Annotated in this window: 13 protein-coding genes; 10 read left to right on the top strand and 3 right to left on the bottom strand. The window is 65.9% G+C overall.

The features are described from left to right. Window positions 1–2 precede the first annotated feature (2 nt). From HNP55_RS19765 to HNP55_RS19775, 3 genes are all read left to right on the top strand, one after another. Complete coding sequence (locus HNP55_RS19765; protein WP_184303431.1) at window positions 3–212, top strand: hypothetical protein; 210 nt, start codon at window positions 3–5, stop codon at window positions 210–212. An 80-nt stretch (window positions 213–292) separates the two neighbouring features. Then, on the top strand, window positions 293–1,084 hold the full coding sequence (locus HNP55_RS19770; RefSeq protein WP_184303432.1) for an SDR family oxidoreductase: 792 nt from the start codon (window positions 293–295) through the stop codon (window positions 1,082–1,084). Window positions 1,085–1,097: 13 nt separating this feature from the next. After that, on the top strand, window positions 1,098–1,547 hold the full coding sequence (locus HNP55_RS19775) for a PaaI family thioesterase (protein WP_184303434.1): 450 nt from the start codon (window positions 1,098–1,100) through the stop codon (window positions 1,545–1,547). A gap of 17 nt (window positions 1,548–1,564) precedes the next feature. Here HNP55_RS19775 and HNP55_RS24710 read toward each other — a convergent pair whose 3' ends face one another. After that, the gene (locus HNP55_RS24710; RefSeq protein WP_184303436.1) at window positions 1,565–3,121 is read right to left on the bottom strand and encodes a methyl-accepting chemotaxis protein; all 1,557 of its coding nucleotides are present in this window, start codon (window positions 3,119–3,121) and stop codon (window positions 1,565–1,567) included. A gap of 418 nt (window positions 3,122–3,539) precedes the next feature. Here HNP55_RS24710 and HNP55_RS19785 point away from each other — a divergent pair, with 418 nt between their 5' ends. From HNP55_RS19785 to HNP55_RS19805, 5 genes are all read left to right on the top strand, one after another. Continuing rightward, the gene (locus tag HNP55_RS19785; protein WP_184303438.1) at window positions 3,540–5,084 is read left to right on the top strand and encodes a methyl-accepting chemotaxis protein; all 1,545 of its coding nucleotides are present in this window, start codon (window positions 3,540–3,542) and stop codon (window positions 5,082–5,084) included. 97 nt (window positions 5,085–5,181) lie between these two features. After that, on the top strand, window positions 5,182–6,219 hold the full coding sequence (locus tag HNP55_RS19790; RefSeq protein ID WP_184303440.1) for an NADP-dependent oxidoreductase: 1,038 nt from the start codon (window positions 5,182–5,184) through the stop codon (window positions 6,217–6,219). After that, window positions 6,219–6,686 carry a GNAT family N-acetyltransferase gene (locus HNP55_RS19795; protein WP_184303442.1) on the top strand — a complete coding sequence of 156 codons (468 nt, stop codon included), beginning with the start codon at window positions 6,219–6,221 and terminating at the stop codon, window positions 6,684–6,686. Before HNP55_RS19790 ends, HNP55_RS19795 begins: the two co-directional genes overlap by 1 nt. 2 nt (window positions 6,687–6,688) lie before the next feature. After that, the gene (locus tag HNP55_RS19800; RefSeq protein ID WP_184303444.1) at window positions 6,689–7,591 is read left to right on the top strand and encodes an SDR family oxidoreductase; all 903 of its coding nucleotides are present in this window, start codon (window positions 6,689–6,691) and stop codon (window positions 7,589–7,591) included. Between the two features lie 61 nt (window positions 7,592–7,652). After that, window positions 7,653–8,936, top strand: a complete 1,284-nt coding sequence (locus HNP55_RS19805) for an NAD(P)/FAD-dependent oxidoreductase (RefSeq protein ID WP_184303446.1) — start codon at window positions 7,653–7,655, stop codon at window positions 8,934–8,936. A gap of 121 nt (window positions 8,937–9,057) precedes the next feature. On the opposite strand, the gene HNP55_RS19810 is transcribed toward HNP55_RS19805, so the two are convergent. Together HNP55_RS19810 and HNP55_RS19815 are read right to left on the bottom strand one after the other, a co-directional pair. Then, complete coding sequence (locus HNP55_RS19810) at window positions 9,058–10,236, bottom strand: hypothetical protein (protein ID WP_184303448.1); 1,179 nt, start codon at window positions 10,234–10,236, stop codon at window positions 9,058–9,060. Between the two features lie 6 nt (window positions 10,237–10,242). Continuing rightward, window positions 10,243–11,133: a hypothetical protein gene (locus HNP55_RS19815; protein ID WP_221439696.1), complete on the bottom strand. Its 891-nt coding sequence runs from the start codon at window positions 11,131–11,133 to the stop codon at window positions 10,243–10,245. 194 nt (window positions 11,134–11,327) lie between these two features. Between HNP55_RS19815 and HNP55_RS19820 the strand changes: the two genes are divergently transcribed. Further along, window positions 11,328–13,682, top strand: a complete 2,355-nt coding sequence (locus HNP55_RS19820; RefSeq protein WP_184303450.1) for a Tex family protein — start codon at window positions 11,328–11,330, stop codon at window positions 13,680–13,682. A gap of 171 nt (window positions 13,683–13,853) precedes the next feature. Then, on the top strand, window positions 13,854–16,073 hold the full coding sequence (locus HNP55_RS19825; protein WP_184303452.1) for a TonB-dependent receptor plug domain-containing protein: 2,220 nt from the start codon (window positions 13,854–13,856) through the stop codon (window positions 16,071–16,073). Window positions 16,074–16,076: the final 3 nt, after the last annotated feature.

A 16,076-nucleotide genomic window follows, 5' to 3' on the forward strand; every position in this document is an offset into this window, starting at 1 on the left:
GTATGCACCCCAAGACCCTGGTCTGGATCGAGCGCCTGGTGTGGATCTTCATCTACATCGGTGCGCTGCTGGCCGTGCTGGGCCTGTTCGTGATTCGCCAGCGCCTGGACGATGAGCTGGGCCAAAGCCTGGGCAGCGGCTTGCTGCTGCTGGGTGGCGCCGGTGTGGGCCTGGGCGTGCTGCTGATCTGGCTGCGCTCGCGCTGGAGCTGAGCCCGCACACAAGTTCCGGAAGGAACTTGTGTGCGGGCTCAGCCTTTCTTTTTTTTTTGACGAACTCTGGAGCGATGCTCATGAGCACTTCCGTGCAATCCCTGTTCGACCTCGGCGGCCAGGTGGCCTTGATCACCGGCGGCTCGCGCGGTCTGGGCCTGCAGATCGCCGAGAGCCTGGGCGAGGCCGGCGCCAAGATCATGCTGACTTCGCGCAAGGCGGCCGATCTGGAAGAAGCGGTCGCCCATCTGCAGGCGCGCGGCATCGATGCCCGCTGGATCGCCGCCGACGCGGCCGACGAGCTGCAAGCCCGGCGCGTGGTCAGCGAGACCCTGGAGCGCCTGGGTCAGATCGACATCCTGGTCAATAACGCCGGGGCCAGCTGGGGTGCCCCGGCCCAGGAGCATCCGCTGGAGGCCTGGGACAAGGTGATGGACCTGAATGTGCGCAGCCTCTTCGTCTTTGCCCAGGCGGTGGCCCAGCAAAGCATGATTCCGCGCCGCCACGGCCGCATCATCAATATCGCCTCCATCGCCGGACTGGCCGGCAACCCCAGCGCCATGAAGACGATTGCCTACAACACAAGCAAGGGCGCGGTGGTCAACTTCACCCGTGCCCTGGCGGGGGAGTGGGGCGAGTTCGGCATCACGGTCAATGCGCTGGCGCCGGGCTTCTTCCCCAGCAAGATGACCAAGGGCTTGCTGGCCGCGCTGGGTGAAAACACTCTGGCCGCCGCCGCGCCCCTGCGCCGCATCGGCGATGATGAGGATTTGAAGGGTGCGGCCCTGCTGTTCGCCTCACGCGCCGGCAAGCACATCACCGGCCAGATCCTGGCGGTGGACGGCGGGGTCAGCGCCATCCACGGAGCTTGAGCGAAGCGCAGCCATGAGTATTGAATTTCCGGTCCACATTCCCTTTGTCGAAGACCTGGGCCTGAGCCTGCAGCGCATGGCCGGCGGCGAGGCCGAGCTGCACCTGGCGCTGCAGGCCAGGCACCTCAACTCCTGGGCCGTGGCCCATGGCGGCCTGTTGATGACCATGCTGGACGTGGCCATGGCGCATGCGGCGCGCAGTGTGCACATCGGGGCGGGCGGCCATCTGAACGCCGGCCCCGGCGTCGTCACCATCGAGATGAAGACCTCTTTTATGCGGCCGGGCGAGGGCGAGTTGCGCGCCCTGGGCAAGCTGCTGCACGGCAGCGCGACGCTGGCCTTTTGCGAGGGCTCGGTGTTCGGCCCCGGGGGCCAGCTCTGCGCCCACGCCACCGCCACCTTCAAGTACATCAAGGCCCTGCCAGGGGTGGGGCGGGCGATCAAGCCCTTGCAGACTCGTTAGGGCCTGTTAGCGCAGGTTCAGCGCGCGACCTTGAAGAAGGCCATCGCGTCCACCAGCTGCCGCGCCTGCTGGCGCAGGCTTTCGGCGGCGGCCGCGCTTTCTTCCACCAGGGCGGCGTTCTGCTGGGTGACCTGATCCATCTGGGTGATGGCCTCGCCGATCTGTGAGACACCGGTGCTTTGTTCGCGGCTGGCCGAGCTGATCTCGCCCACGATATCGGTCACGCGTTTGATGGCGCCGACGATCTCATGCATGGTCTTGCCGGCCTCGTCCACCAGACCCGTACCTTGCTCCACCCGCTCGACGCTGGCGGCGATCAAGGCCTTGATCTCCTTGGCCGCCTCGGCGCTGCGCTGGGCCAGGCTGCGCACCTCGGAAGCCACCACGGCAAAGCCGCGGCCCTGCTCACCGGCGCGGGCCGCCTCCACCGCCGCGTTCAGGGCCAGGATATTGGTCTGGAAGGCGATGCCGTCGATGACGGTGATGATGTCGGTGATCTTCTTGGAGCTGTCGTTGATGCCGCGCATGGTCTCGACCACCTGGCTCACCACCGCGCCGCCCTGGGTCGCCACATCGGAGGCATTCATGGCCAGCTGATTGGCCTGCTGCGAGTTGTCGGCGTTATTGCGCACGGTGGAGCCCAGCTCGTCCATGGTGGCGGCGGTTTCTTCCAGCGCGCTGGCCTGTTGCTCGGTGCGCTGGCTCAGATCGGAATTGCCCTGGGCAATCTGCGAGCTGGCCGTGGCCACGCTCTCGGCATTGCTGCGCACGTTGCCGACGATGCCTGCCAGGGTCTGACGCATGCTCTCCAGGGTCTGGGCCAGTTGGGCGGTTTCGTCGCGACCCGCCGTCTCGATGGGCTGGCTCATATCGCCTTCGCTCATGCGTTGGGCGCTGGCCATGGCCCGGCCCAGGCTTTGGGTGACGTTGCGGCTGATCAGCAGCCCCAGGCCTACGCCCAGGCCCAGGCTCAGCACAATCAGGGCGATGGCCCAGTTGCGGCTGCTGGTATAGCGCTCGGCGTTGGCCTTGATCAGTTTTTCGGAGTTGGCCTCCTTGACCTTGGTCAGCGCGGTCATCTGGTCATCGACCTTGTTGACGGCGGGGCCAAAAGTCTTGAACAGATAGTCGGCCGCCTCGGCATTGGTATCGAGCTTGCTGGCCTTGATTTTTTCAACCAGACCGTTCAAAACCGGCTCGTAGGCCTTCCAGTGCTCATCCAGCTTGGCGAACTCGGCCCGGCCCTTCTCCGACCAGAACAGGGGGCGCGCCGCCTCCATATTCTGCTTGGTCAGTGCCACATCGGCCTTGACCTTCTCCAAGGCCTTGGCGCGGGCTTCGTCCGTTGTGGCCAGCAAGGCGTTGCGCGCGCTGCGGCCGATGTAGAGCAGGTCGATATTGGACTCCTTCATATACGACAGGCCCAACATTTCCTTCTCGTACAGCTGCACGGTGGACTCGTTGATGTTTGCGGTGTTGGACAGGCCTTGCAAGCCGATGACCAGGCTGAACAAGGCCACAACGACGAAGCTGGCGATCAGCTTGGTGGAGATCTTGTAGTCAGAGAGATTCATACACTGGACTCCGTACGGTTGAGAGGAAAACCAAGGCGACAGGGATGATCAATGTGCCTCGACGCCCATATTCCTGGTATCGGCCATTTGACGAAATTCTGATGTGCGGCTGAATCTTTGAGGGCAGGCCGTAAGTCTTGCCCGGAGGCGCCGCACGACTGATTTGAACAAGCCAGTCCTTGCTTGGCTATCCGTCCCTTGAGCTGTTGCTTAGAGGCGACTGGCGCCGGGTTTCCGCTTGCAATTGAGGTTAGTGGCGGAGATTTCTGGCTCATTTCCGGGCTCAAGCACCTTCATCTTCTTGGCAAAAGGCCGAAGACTGCTTTTGGATCTATCCCAGCCTGGGATTTGCCGATTCACCTAGGCCGTACCGGCGTCCTGCGGGTGATTTGCATCTATCAAATACAGGAGTTGCGCCATGGGTCAGACGTCTTCGTTCGGAATCGCCAGAAAGCTTTACCTCGTTTCATTTGCCCTGGTTCTCGGCTTGGCCGTGGTGGCCGTGCTGAGCTGGAACGCCCTGGGCCAGGTGGCGGTCAATGCGCAGAAAGCCAGTGAGCTGCGGGTGCCGCAGCTGATGCGCATGGACTCGGCCCAGCTCAATCTCACCCGGGTGTCCTTGCAGGTTAGGCATGCCATGCTGGTCCGCACACCGGAGGACTTGGCCGCGACCCTGGAGGACATCGGCAAGAAGCACAAGGCGATCGATGAGGCCCTGGCCCAGTATGGCGCGGCCGTGACTTCGCCCGAGGGCAAGATCGCGATTGAAAAGATCACGACCCTGTTCAAGGAGTTCTGGCTGATCGGCGGCGAGAACCTCGAGTTCGTCAAGGCCGGTAAAAAGGACGAGGCTTTTGAGCAATTGGTCAAGAAGACCATCCCGGCCCGCAATGCCATTTTGACCGTAATGGCGGATGAAGTCGCGCGCCAGTCCAAGGCCTTGAACGGGGAGATCGATGAGATCACCGCCGCCTCCAGGTCGGTGCGCAATCTGGTCGTGGCGCTGGTGCTGGTGGTGGCGCTGGGCTTGACCCTGTCCTCCTGGTTTATCGCCCGCGTGCTGCAGCGCCGTGTCGAGGTGACCCAGCAGGCGGCCGAGCGGGTGCGTGACGGCAATCTCAGCGTGCAGATCCATGATGCGGAGAGCGACGAGTTCAGCCCCTTGTTGCAAGCCATGAAGGATATGCAGGGCGCCCTGGGCAAGGTGGTGGGCACGGTCCGCAGCAATGCCGAGAGTGTGGCCACGGCCAGTGCCCAGATCGCGCAGGGCAATCAGGATTTATCGGGCCGCACCGAGCAGCAGGCGAGTGCGCTAGAGGAAACAGCGGCCTCCATGGAGCAGTTGGGTTCCACCGTCAAGCAGAACTCCGACAACGCCCGCCAGGCCGATCAGCTGGCCAAGAATGCCTCGACGGTGGCCGAGCGCGGTGGCCGCGTGGTGGAGGAGGTGGTGGGCACGATGAAGGACATCAATGACAGCTCGACGAAGATTGCCGACATCATCAGCGTCATCGACGGCATTGCCTTCCAGACCAATATCCTGGCGCTGAATGCGGCGGTGGAGGCGGCCCGTGCCGGTGAGCAAGGCCGAGGCTTCGCGGTGGTGGCGGGCGAGGTGCGCAATCTGGCCCAGCGCAGCGCCGAAGCGGCCAAGGAGATCAAGTCGCTGATCACGGCCAGCGTGGACCGCGTGGAGCGCGGCACCCAACTGGTCGATCAGGCGGGCAGCACCATGCAGGAGGTGGTCAGCGCCATCAAGCGGGTGACGGACATCATGGGAGAGATCAGCGCCGCCAGCATGGAACAAAGCCAGGGCGTGGCCCAGGTGGGGGAGGCGGTGACGCAAATGGATCAGGCCACGCAGCAGAACGCCGCGCTGGTGGAGGAAAGCGCCGCCGCCGCCGAGAGCCTGCGCAACCAGGCCTCGCAGCTGGTGCAGGTGGTGGCTGCGTTCAAGATCTGAGTCGGCGGCCGCTGGTCTTGTCGCCCATGGGACTGGGGCGCTGAATTTGGCATGATTCAATTCAGCACAAATTTGCATTCCCGCAGGAGCCCCTCCCATGAGTCAAGACAAGACCCTCAACCGCCAGATCCTCCTGGCCTCGCGCCCCCAGGGCGAGCCCAGCAGCCAGAATTTCATCCTGCGTGAGCAGCAGCTGCCCACGGCCGCCGAGCTGGCCGAGGGTCAGGTCTTGATACGCAATCACTTTCTGAGCCTGGACCCCTATATGCGCGGCCGCATGAATGACGGCAAGAGCTACGCCGCGCCTCAGCCCTTGGGCGAGGTGATGCTGGGCGGCACGGCCGGCGAGGTCGTGGCCTCCAGGAACGCCAATTTCACTGTGGGCGACAAGGTGGTGGGCATGGGCGGCTGGCAGGAGTATTTCCTGGTCGATGCCACCCAGCGCGGCGTGCTGCAAAAGGTGGACACCACGCACATCCCGCTGTCGGCCTACCTCGGCGCCGTGGGCATGCCCGGCGTGACGGCCTGGTATGGCCTGGTCAAGATCATCAATCCCAAGGCCGGCGAGACGGTGGTGGTCAGCGCCGCCAGTGGTGCGGTCGGCAGCGTGGTGGGCCAGCTGGCCAAGGCGCGCGGCGCCCGCGCCGTCGGCCTGGCCGGTGGCGCCGATAAATGCCGTTATGTGGTCGAGGAGCTGGGTTTCGACGCCTGCATCGACTACAAGCAGCACCCCGATCTGCGCTCGCTGTCGGCCGCCCTCAAGGCGGCCTGCCCGGACGGCATCGACGGCCACTTCGAGAACGTCGGCGGCATGATTCTGGATGCGGTGATGCTGCGTGCCAATGCCTTCAGCCGCGTGGCCATGTGCGGCATGATCTCCGGCTACAACGGCGAACCCATCCCCTTGGCCGCGCCCCAGCTGATCCTGAGCAATCGCATGAAGGTCGAGGGCTTCATCGTCAGCGAGCATATGGACGTCTGGCCCGAGGCCTTGAAGGAGCTGGGCGGCCTGGTCGCCAGCGGCAAGCTGAAGTTCCGCGAGTCGGTGGCGCAAGGCATTGCCGCCGCACCCGAAGCCTTTCTGGGCCTGCTCAAGGGCCGCAACTTCGGCAAGCAGCTGGTCAAGCTGGTCTGATGAGTTCGCTGCTTTGGCAATGCGCGCCCCTGGCCGAGCTGAGCACGATCCAGCTCTACCAGGCCCTGGCCCTGCGGGCCCGGGTCTTTGTGCTGGAGCAGCAATGCCTTTATCTGGACCCGGACGGTGTCGATCTGCGCTGCTGGCATCTGCTGGGTAGCGATTCCGGTGGCGGCTTGCTGGCCTATGCCCGCTTGCTGCCGCCCCTGGCCAAGGGGCCGGCGCACCGTTTGCCCGAGATCGGCCGGGTGGTGACGGCGCCCGAGGCGCGCGGTGCGGGCCAGGGCCGGCAGCTGATGCAGCAGGCCTTGCGGGAATGCGCGCGCCTGTGGCCGGGGCAAGACCTGGCACTCAGCGCCCAAGCCCATCTGCAAGGCTTTTACACCAGCCTGGGTTTCGAGCCCGTCTCGGCCGTCTACGACGAAGACGGCATTGCCCACATCGATATGCAGTGCAAAGTGAGGTGAATATGAAGACCGATCAAGGCAGGACCGCCGTCATCACCGGCGCCGCTTCGGGCTTCGGCCTGGAGCTGGCGCGGCTGGCGGCGGCGCGTGGCATGAATCTGGTGCTTTGCGATGTGCAGGCCGATGCGCTGGAACAGGCCGCGGCCGAGTTCGACGGCCTGCCCCTGCTGGCCCAGCGGCTCGATGTGTCCAAGGCGGCCGAGATGGAGGCCTTGGCCGCCGCCGTCAAGCTGCGCTTCGGCGCACCCCACCTGGTCTTCAACAATGCCGGCGTGGGCGCCGGCGGCCTGCTGTGGGAGAACAGCCTGGCCGACTGGGAATGGGTGCTGGGCGTCAATCTGATGGGTGTGGTGCATGGCGTGCGTCTGTTCACACCCATGATGCTGGCCGCAGCCGCGGCCGACCCGGCCTACCGGGGCCATATCGTCAACACAGCCTCCATGGCCGGCATGGTCAATGCGCCGAATATGGGGGTTTACAACGTCTCCAAACACGCGGTCGTGGCCTTGAGCGAGACGCTCTATCAAGACCTGGCCCTGGTGACGCAGCAACTGCATGCCGCGGTGCTCTGCCCCTTCTTCGTGCCCACCGGCATCGCGCAAAGCCATCGCAACCGGCCGGCCGAGCTGGCCGCCGCCAAGCCGACCCAGAGTCAGCTGGTTTCGCAAGCCATGAGCGACAAGGCCGTGTCTGCCGGCAAGGTGACGGCGGCCGAGGTGGCCGCCATGGTCTTCGCGGCCGTGGATGCGGGCCAGTTCTACATCTTCAGCCACCCCAAATCCCTGGCCGGGGTGCAAGAGCGCATGGAGGATGTGATGCAGCTGCGCAATCCCAGCGACCCCTTCAAGGACAAGCCCGAGCTGGGCGCGCAGATCGCCGCCGCGCTCAAGGCGGCTGGCGGCTAGCCGGGGGCAGGGCGGGGGAATCTGGCACACTCCCTGCCCCGTTCTCTTTCCGCGCCTGCCCATGTCCTCCTCATCCCCCAGCACAAACAAACACGCCCTGGTCATAGGCGGCGGTCCGGCCGGGCTGATGGCGGCCGAGCGCCTGCGTGCGGCCGGCCTGGCGGTCGAGGTCTGCGATGCCATGCCCTCGGTGGGACGCAAATTCCTGCTGGCCGGCAAGGGCGGTTTGAACCTGACCCATGCCGAGGACAAGGCCGATTTCATTCAACGTTATGCCGAGCGCAGCCCCGAGGTGGCGCACTGGCTGGACCGCCTGGACGCCGAGGGCCTGCGCGCCTGGGCCGCCGGGCTGGGCGTGGACACCTTTGTGGGCAGCTCGGGCCGGGTCTTCCCCAGCTCGATGAAGGCCGCACCCCTGCTGCGCGCCTGGTTGCACCGCCTGCGCGAGGCGGGTGTGCGCTTTTCCATGCGTCAGCGCTGGCTGGGCTGGGCGGCCGACGGCCAGCTGAAATTTGCCGGTGAACAAGGGCAGGAACGCCTGCTCAAACCCGATGTGCTGGTGCTGGCCCTGGGCGGCGCTTCGTGGCCGCAGCTGGGCTCCAACGGCGCCTGGCTGCCCCTGCTGGCGGCACGCGGCGTGAGCATCGCGCCCTTGCAAGCCGCCAACTGCGGCTTTGATCTGGGCCTGCGCCGCGCGGGTGCAGAGGCCATGGGCTGGAGCCCGATGTTCGCCGACAAATTCGCCGGCCTGCCCATCAAGCCGGTGGCCCTGCATTTCGCCAGCGCCAAGACGGGCCGCCAGTTCGCCCGCCAGGGCGAGTTCGTGGTGACGGCCAGCGGCATCGAGGGTTCCCTGGTTTATGCCGCCGCCCATCTCTTGCGCGAAGAAATCAAGGATCAGGGCGAGGCCCTGATCCATCTGGACCTGCTGCCCGACCGCTCGGAGGACTTTGTCGCCGCCGAGGTCGCGCGCCCGCGTGGCCCGCGCTCGCTTTCTACCCATCTGAAAAGCAGATTAGGCATCGAAGGCCTGAAGGCCGGCCTGCTGCACGAGGTGCTGAGCAAGGAGGAGTACAAGGACGAGGCCTTGCTGGCCCGCACGCTCAAGCGCCTGCCCCTGCGTCTGAAGGCGGCCCGTCCGGTGGCCGAGGCCATCAGCACGGCCGGCGGCGTGCGCCTGGAAGAGCTGGACGCGGGGCTGATGCTCAAGGCCTTGCCGGGCGTGTTCTGCGCCGGCGAGATGCTGGACTGGGAGGCGCCCACCGGCGGCTATCTGCTGACCGCCAGCATGGCCAGCGGCGTGCTGGCGGGCGAGGGCGCCGCGCGCTGGGCCCTCGCGCAGTAAGAGCGGCTAACAAAACTCTCCTGGCGTCGTTGCGCCGTCTCACCGTACCAGGTGTACTGTCTTCGACGGCGCGCCTAGCCAGGACCGCTGCGCTGAGTTTTGTTAGCCACTCTAAAAGGTTTCAGGGCTTGGGCGGGTTCAAGTCGGCCAGCTTTTGCTGGGCCGTGCTCACGTCCTTGCCGTATTCGTCCAGATAGCGCTGACGCTCCTCGCTGGTCCACTCGGCGCTGGAGAAGCTGCCGAGCGCATGGCTGGCGCTGCTGTAAACCAGGCCGGGCCAGCGCGGCATCATGGCGCGGTCGGGGAAGCGGTCGGCCACGAGCAAAAAGCCCTGCACATCGCGCAGCCTGAGCGGGAAGGTGGGCTGCAGATCCTGCACGAGCTTGCCGAACAGGCGCAGGCGGAATTCCTGCTGGCCAGCCTCCACCTCCTCGTTGAATTGCAGCAGGGCAAACATCTGACCCTTGGCGTCCTCGACCCGGGCGCTGACCACATAACGCCCGGCCTGGGCGACCTTGGCGCCGACGAGAAAGTCCAGCGAGCCTTGTGCGATTTGCTCGCGCACCTGGCCCGTCCATTGCGCCGGAATCAGGGGCTGGTAGACGGTGTCGAAGCTGATCTGGCCCAGGCGGCCATTTTGGTTGTACTGCACTTGCACCCGCAGCGTGCCGGCAAAGTCGGCAAAGCCCTGGCTGGCCGGGTTGAAGGCGGCGCGCAGGACGCCGTCGCCAGCGGCCACAAAGCTCAGGCCCACCTGGGGCCGGCCCAGGGCCTGGCGTGGGTCGGGCAGGTCGAAGGCCAGGGCGCGGGTGGCCAGCAGGGGCAGGGCCTTGCCGCTGGCGTCCAGCGCGGCGATGCTGAAGTTCACCGTCTCCGTGCCGCTCATGAAGACGCGGTCCTGTGTGCTGACGATGCGCACGCCGTCCACGCCCTTGCCGTCGGGCGTGCGCATGGGCGACTCCGACACCACCGGGGCAAAGGGCTGGCGCTGGTCGGGGTGCTCGCTGATGGGGCGCGACTCGGGCGGGTAGCGGGTGGCTTGCTTGTAATGGTCCAGGCTTTGCTGGGCCCGCTCCAGGCGCTGCTGCCAGACCTGGCGCTGGGCTTGGGCATCCTGCCTGGCGGCCAATTTGAGCGGGCTGGTGTTGGCTGGTGCTGGCGCCGAGGCCGGCGCGGAGGCGGCGCTGGCCCGCAGCTGCACCCCTGCCTCGGCCGGCGCCGGGCTGCGCAAGGCCAGCACGACCAGGCCGGCCACAAGCGCCAGCCCCAGCAGCAGGGCCGCCCATTGGCGCGTGCTCATCAGGCCTCAGTTCGCGTTGGTGACCATATCGGCCCGCACCTTGCCGACCACGCCGCCCCAGTTGCCATTGGTGTAGTGGTTATAGGCCTCCGCATCGTCGCGGAAGACGACGGAGTGGTTGCTCCACTTGGCCCGTCCGCCCTCGACGGCGGCCGTGCCCAGGGTCAGGTCATTGCACAGCCAGTCGCTGGGGTTGCAATAGCTGCCCCCCGAGCTGCCCGAGACGCCACCCGAGGAGTGGTAGGCCACGGCTTCGTCGTCCTGGCCCGGCAGGATGAAGGAGTAGGCCGTGCCCTTGGCGCCGGCGTACATATAAAACATCTTGGCGCGGGTGTTGTTGTGGTCGTACATGGCACGCGCGGTGCTGGTCTTGAGGTCGGCCACCAGGGGCTCGGACATCGCCCAGCTGCCGGCGTCCGAGAGCTCGCTGCCGCCGGCGGCACCGGCCGCCACATTGACCCATTTGATATTCCAGCCGGTCTGCGTCGTGCCGTCGCTATTGGCGCATTGGCCATCGCTGCCGGGGCTGGCGTTCTTCTTGTAGCGGCTGCTGCCGCCGTACATGGAGAGGGTGTAGCCCATCATCAGATTGCCGGCGCTGTGCACCGCCACATAACACCAGTTGGGGCCGGTGCAATAGCAGTCCAGGGCATTGCGCACCAGATAGTTCTGGTCGGAGATGTGGTTGTAGCCGTCCCAGTTGACGGCCTTTTTGTTGATGCCGGCGGCCGTTGTGGCCGGGCCCCAGTAAGTGAAGTCGGCATAGTTGCCGGCCACGCCGCCGCCGGTGCGGCCGTTGACCCAGAGCGAGTAATTCGTGGCCCAGGCGGCAGAGGCTGCGGCCAGGATGAGAACCAGGGCGCCGCCCAGGGCTTTGCGGGGGGTGAGGATGCGCATGCGCTGTCTCCTGTTCGGTTTTTGTCTGCGCAGCATAGACAGCCGCGTCGGCCCGCCCTATTCATGCAAACCCGTGCTGACCTAGGGGAAGGTTAGGACGACTCAAGGCGGGTTCTTGTGCCTGGCCCGCCCGCCGGCCTGTGGCAAACTCCGCCGCTTCCGGTTTTCAAGTGATCCCCGACGATCCCGACGCTTTGGACAAGATCCTGCTTCAAATTGCCGCCGAACTGCAGGTTCGGCCGGCCCAAGTCAACGCCGCTGTTGAACTGCTCGATGGGGGCGCCACCGTCCCCTTCATCGCCCGCTACCGCAAGGAAGTGACCGACGGTCTGGACGACGCCCAGCTGCGCGATCTGGAGGCCCGCCTGGGCTATCTGCGCGAGCTGGAAGAGCGCCGCGCCGCCGTGCTCAAGAGCATCGAAGAGCAGGGCAAGCTGACGCCCGAGCTGCGCGCGCTGGTCGAGGCCGCGCCGACCAAGCAGGAGCTGGAAGACCTCTACCTGCCCTACAAGCAAAAGCGCCGCACCAAGGGCATGATGGCTCGCGAGGCCGGCCTGGAGCCGCTGGCCGACAAGCTGTTTGCCGACCCGACGCTGGATCCGCAGGCCGAGGCCGCCGCCTTCCTCAACCCCGATGCCGGTTTTGCCGACGCCTTTGCCGTGCTGGACGGCGTGCGCGACCTGCTCTCCGAGCGCTGGGCCGAGGACGCCTTGCTGATCGGCAAGCTGCGCGAATGGCTGTGGGAGGAGGGCTTGTTCCGTTCCAAGCTGATGGAAGGCAAGGACGAGAACAACCCCGATGTGGCCAAGTTCCGCGACTACTTCGATTACGACGAGCCCATCAAGACCGTGCCCTCGCACCGCGCCCTGGCCGTGTTCCGTGGCCGCACCCAGGAGTTGCTGGACGCCAAGCTGGTGTTGGACGAGGAGACCGTGGCCGGCCAGCCGGGCCTGGCGGAAGGCCGCATCGCCCGCCATCTGGGCTGGAGCCATGCCAATCGCCCGGCCGACGCCCTGATCCGCAAGACCGTGGCCTGGACCTGGAAGGTCAAGCTCAGCATGAGCCTGGAGCGCGATCTGTTCTCGCGCCTGCGCGAGGAGGCCGAGCGCGTCGCCATCAAGGTGTTTGCCGAGAATCTGCGCGATCTGCTCTTGGCCGCACCGGCCGGCAAGCGGGTGGTGATGGGCCTGGACCCGGGCATTCGCACCGGCGTCAAGGTGGCGGTGGTCAGCGACACCGGCCGGGTGCTGGACACCTGCGCCGTCTTCCCGCACGAGCCGCGCAAGGACTGGGAAGGCTCCATCCACACCCTGGGCCGCTTGTGCGCCACCCATGGTGTGAACCTGATCGCCATTGGCAATGGCACGGCCAGCCGCGAGACCGACAAGCTGGCCGCCGACCTGATCAAGCGCATCCAGCAGCTGGCCCCCGGCACCGAGATCCAGAAGGTGGTGGTCAGCGAGGCCGGTGCCTCCATCTACTCGGCCTCGGAGTTCGCCTCCAAGGAGCTGCCGGACCTGGACGTTACTTTGCGCGGTGCCGTCTCCATCGCCCGCCGCCTGCAGGACCCGCTGGCCGAGCTGGTCAAGATCGACCCCAAGAGCATCGGTGTCGGCCAGTACCAGCACGACGTCAACCAGAGCGAGATGGCCAAGACCCTTGACGCGGTGGTGGAAGACTGCGTCAACTCGGTGGGCGTGGACCTCAACACGGCCTCGGCGCCCCTGCTCTCGCGGGTGTCGGGCCTCTCCGCCACCGTGGCGGCTTCCATCGTGCGTTGGCGCGATGCCAATGGCGCCTTCAAGAGCCGCAAGCAATTGCTGGACGTGACGGGCCTGGGCCCCAAGACCTTCGAGCAGGCGGCAGGCTTTTTGCGTATCCGCGATGGAGAGAACCCGCTGGACTTCTCCGGCGTCCATCCCGAGACTTACCCCGTGGTCGAGCGCATCCTGGCCGCCGTCAAGCGGCCGGCCGCCGAGGTGATGGGCAAGAGCGATGTGATACGCACGCTCAAGCCCGAGGCCTTTGCCGACGAGAAATTCGGTGCCATCACCGTCAAGGACATCCTGGCCGAGCTGGAGAAGCCCGGCCGCGACCCGCGCCCCGACTTCAAGGTGGCCCGCTTCAGCGAGGGCGTGGACGATATCAAGGATTTGCAGGAGGGCATGGTGCTGGAGGGCACGGTCTCCAACGTCGCCCAGTTCGGCGCTTTTGTGGATCTGGGCGTGCACCAGGACGGCCTGATCCACGTCAGCCAGCTCTCCAACAAGTTCGTGGCCGATGCCCGTGAGGTGGTCAAGACCGGCGACATCGTCAAGGTGCGGGTGCTGGAGGTGGACCTGTCGCGCAAGCGCATCTCGCTGACCATGAAGCTGGATGCGCCCGTGCAGAAGAGTGGCGCCAAGGCCGACAACAGCTACCGGCCGGCCGCGCGCAACGAGCGTGCGGGCGGCGCTGCGGGCGCTCATCGCCCGGCCGCGCCCGCCAGCGCAGCGGCCGGCGGCAGCGCCATGGCCGCGGCTTTTGCCAAGCTGCAGAGCAAGCGTTGAGCCCGCTTGGCGGGCCACTTGCGAATGGGCGGCAGGGCTGGCAGATGAGGGCCTGATTTCCACCATTGGTCGCATTGCGGCAGACAGCAGATGGGCTAGCACTTATGGTGCGCGCTGGTTTTGATCTCAAACAAAGCAGCGAAGCCCCCCGCTGAACCCTTGGAGTATTTCTTGAAGCTCTCCTCAGTTGCCGCCGCCTGTGCCGCTCTTGCTTTCTCCTTGCATGCCCCCGGCTCGCAGGCCCAGGACGGCCAGCCCGGCAGCGATGCGCAGCCCCGCCCCGGTGCCAGGCTGGAACGCGTCGAGATCACGCGTCAGAACAGCGACACCGATCTGCGCCGCCGCGCCTCGGTGGCCAAGCAGATTTATGGCCGCGAAGAGATCGCCAAGTTCGGCGACAGCAATGTGGCCGATGTGCTCAAGCGCCTGCCCGGCGTGACGGTGGCCGGCGGCGCGCCCCGTATGCGCGGCCTGGGTTCGGGCTACACCCTGATCCTGATCAACGGCGATCCGGCGCCGCCCGGTTTTGCCCTGGACCAGTTGGACCCGGCCCAAGTCGAACGCATCGAGGTCAGCAAGGGTCCGACCGCCGACCAGAGCGCCCAGGCCGTCGCCGGCAGCATCAACATCATCCTGAAGGACGCGCCGCGCGTCAGTCAGCGCGATCTGCGCCTGGGCCTGGGCTATGGCGCCGTGCGGCCCACGCCCTCGGCCACCGTCACCTACGGCGAGCGCTTCGGCGATGTGTCGCTGTCGCTGCCGCTCTCGGTGTTTGAGTGGCGCGGCCAAAACAACTTCAGCACCGAGCGGACGCTGGGCGCATCCCCTCAGGTCTACAGCCGCCAGGGCGAGCAGGCCAATTGGGGCCATGGCTTCAATACCTCGCCACGCCTGAACTGGAAGCTCAGCGACGAGGAGAGCCTGTCCCTGCAGGCCTTTGTGCAAAAAGGCTATTGGAACAATCGCCAGAGCTTTGACAAGCAGCCGGCGCAGCAGCAGCTGCCCTTTGCCGATGACGATTCCTACAACCATGGCACCTGGCAGAACCTGCGCGGCAATGCGCAGTGGATCAATCGCTTCAGCGATTCACAGCGCATCGAGCTCAAGCTGGCGCTGCAGGACTCCAAGGGCAATTACGACAATATGAGCTACCGCGAGCTGCTGCCCGGCGCCGGCCCGCAGCCCTTCCGCAACACGGTGGGCAATAGCCATGACCAGAGCCTGATCCAGGGTGGCAAGTATGGCCAGCTGCTGGGCGATGAGCACAGCCTGACCGTGGGCTGGGAGCTGGAATGGCGCAAGCGCGATGAGCTGCGCACCCAGACCCAGAATGGCGAGGTCTTGCAACCCAAGTACGACAATCAGCTCTTCTCGGCCGGCATTGAGCGCCAGGCCTTGTTTGTGCAGGACGAGTGGGAGCTGTCGCCCCAGTGGTCCACCTATCTGGGCCTGCGCGGCGAGCGCATCCACTCCAGCAGCCGCGGCGCGGAGCAGCGCTTCAGCAATACCAGCACCGTGGTGACGCCGCTCTGGCATCTGAACTACAAGCTGGACCCCAAGGGCCGCGACATGATCCGCGCCAGCGTGACGCGCAGCTATAAGGCACCGGATCTGAATGCACTGCTGGCCCGCCCGCTGACGAATATCGTCAAGCCGGTGTTCGCGGCGGACGGCACGACGCCGCTGCCCAACGACGAGCTCAACCCCGACCGCGCAGGCAACCCCCAGCTGAAGCCCGAACTGGCCACCGGCCTGGACATCGCCTTCGAGAAATATCTGAGCGGTGGCGGCATGGTCAGCGTGGGGGCTTTTTACCGGGGCATCACGGACCTGATCCGTAACAGCGTGTCGCTGGAGACGGTGGACTGGTCGCCCCTGCAGCGCTATGTCTCGCGCCCGGTGAATTTCTCCAAGGCCCAGACCATGGGCCTGGAGCTGGAAGTGAAGGGCCGCGCCGGCGAGCTGCTGCCCTCGCTCTTCGATCCCAAGCTGGCGCTGAATCTGCGCGGCAATCTGAGCCTCTACCACTCCAATGTGGAGGCCTTGGCCCTGCCCAATAACCGCCTGGACGGCCAGCAGCCCTGGTCGGCCAATCTGGGTTTTGACTACCGCCTGAGCAGCCTGCCCCTGAGCACCGGCATGTCCCTGGCCTACACGCCGGGCTATGTGACCCAGCAGACGCTCAGCCAGTCGCTGGACCAGTCCAATAGCCGCTCGCTCGATGTCTATGCACAATGGGTGTTCAACAAGTCCGCCTCGCTGCGTTTCTCGGCCAGCAATCTGGCGCCGCTGGATACCCGCTCCCTGACCCTGCTCAGCGATGGCAGCAGCACCCATGTCTTGCGCGCGTCACGCACCCAGTTCGGCCTGGCGCTGGAACTCAAGCTTTGATCT

Origin of the sequence: Roseateles oligotrophus (assembly GCF_014204525.1) — a bacterium.
In the GTDB taxonomy this organism is placed as follows: Bacteria; Pseudomonadota; Gammaproteobacteria; order Burkholderiales; family Burkholderiaceae_C; genus Paucibacter_A; species Paucibacter_A oligotrophus_A.

Bases quoted from the DNA above. Each gene is read 5' to 3' on its own strand.
- HNP55_RS19765 (WP_184303431.1), top strand. From the start codon at position 3: ATGCACCCCAAGACCCTGGTCTGGATCGAGCGCCTGGTGTGGATCTTC.
- HNP55_RS19775 (WP_184303434.1), top strand. From the start codon at position 1,098: ATGAGTATTGAATTTCCGGTCCACATTCCCTTTGTCGAAGACCTGGGC.
- HNP55_RS19790 (WP_184303440.1), top strand. From the start codon at position 5,182: ATGAGTCAAGACAAGACCCTCAACCGCCAGATCCTCCTGGCCTCGCGC.
- HNP55_RS19785 (WP_184303438.1), top strand. From the start codon at position 3,540: ATGGGTCAGACGTCTTCGTTCGGAATCGCCAGAAAGCTTTACCTCGTT.
- HNP55_RS19800 (WP_184303444.1), top strand. From the start codon at position 6,689: ATGAAGACCGATCAAGGCAGGACCGCCGTCATCACCGGCGCCGCTTCG.
- HNP55_RS19805 (WP_184303446.1), top strand. From the start codon at position 7,653: ATGTCCTCCTCATCCCCCAGCACAAACAAACACGCCCTGGTCATAGGC.
- HNP55_RS19810 (WP_184303448.1), bottom strand. From the start codon at position 10,236: ATGAGCACGCGCCAATGGGCGGCCCTGCTGCTGGGGCTGGCGCTTGTG.
- HNP55_RS19815 (WP_221439696.1), bottom strand. From the start codon at position 11,133: ATGCGCATCCTCACCCCCCGCAAAGCCCTGGGCGGCGCCCTGGTTCTC.
- HNP55_RS19795 (WP_184303442.1), top strand. From the start codon at position 6,219: ATGAGTTCGCTGCTTTGGCAATGCGCGCCCCTGGCCGAGCTGAGCACG.
- HNP55_RS24710 (WP_184303436.1), bottom strand. From the start codon at position 3,121: ATGAATCTCTCTGACTACAAGATCTCCACCAAGCTGATCGCCAGCTTC.
- HNP55_RS19770 (WP_184303432.1), top strand. From the start codon at position 293: ATGAGCACTTCCGTGCAATCCCTGTTCGACCTCGGCGGCCAGGTGGCC.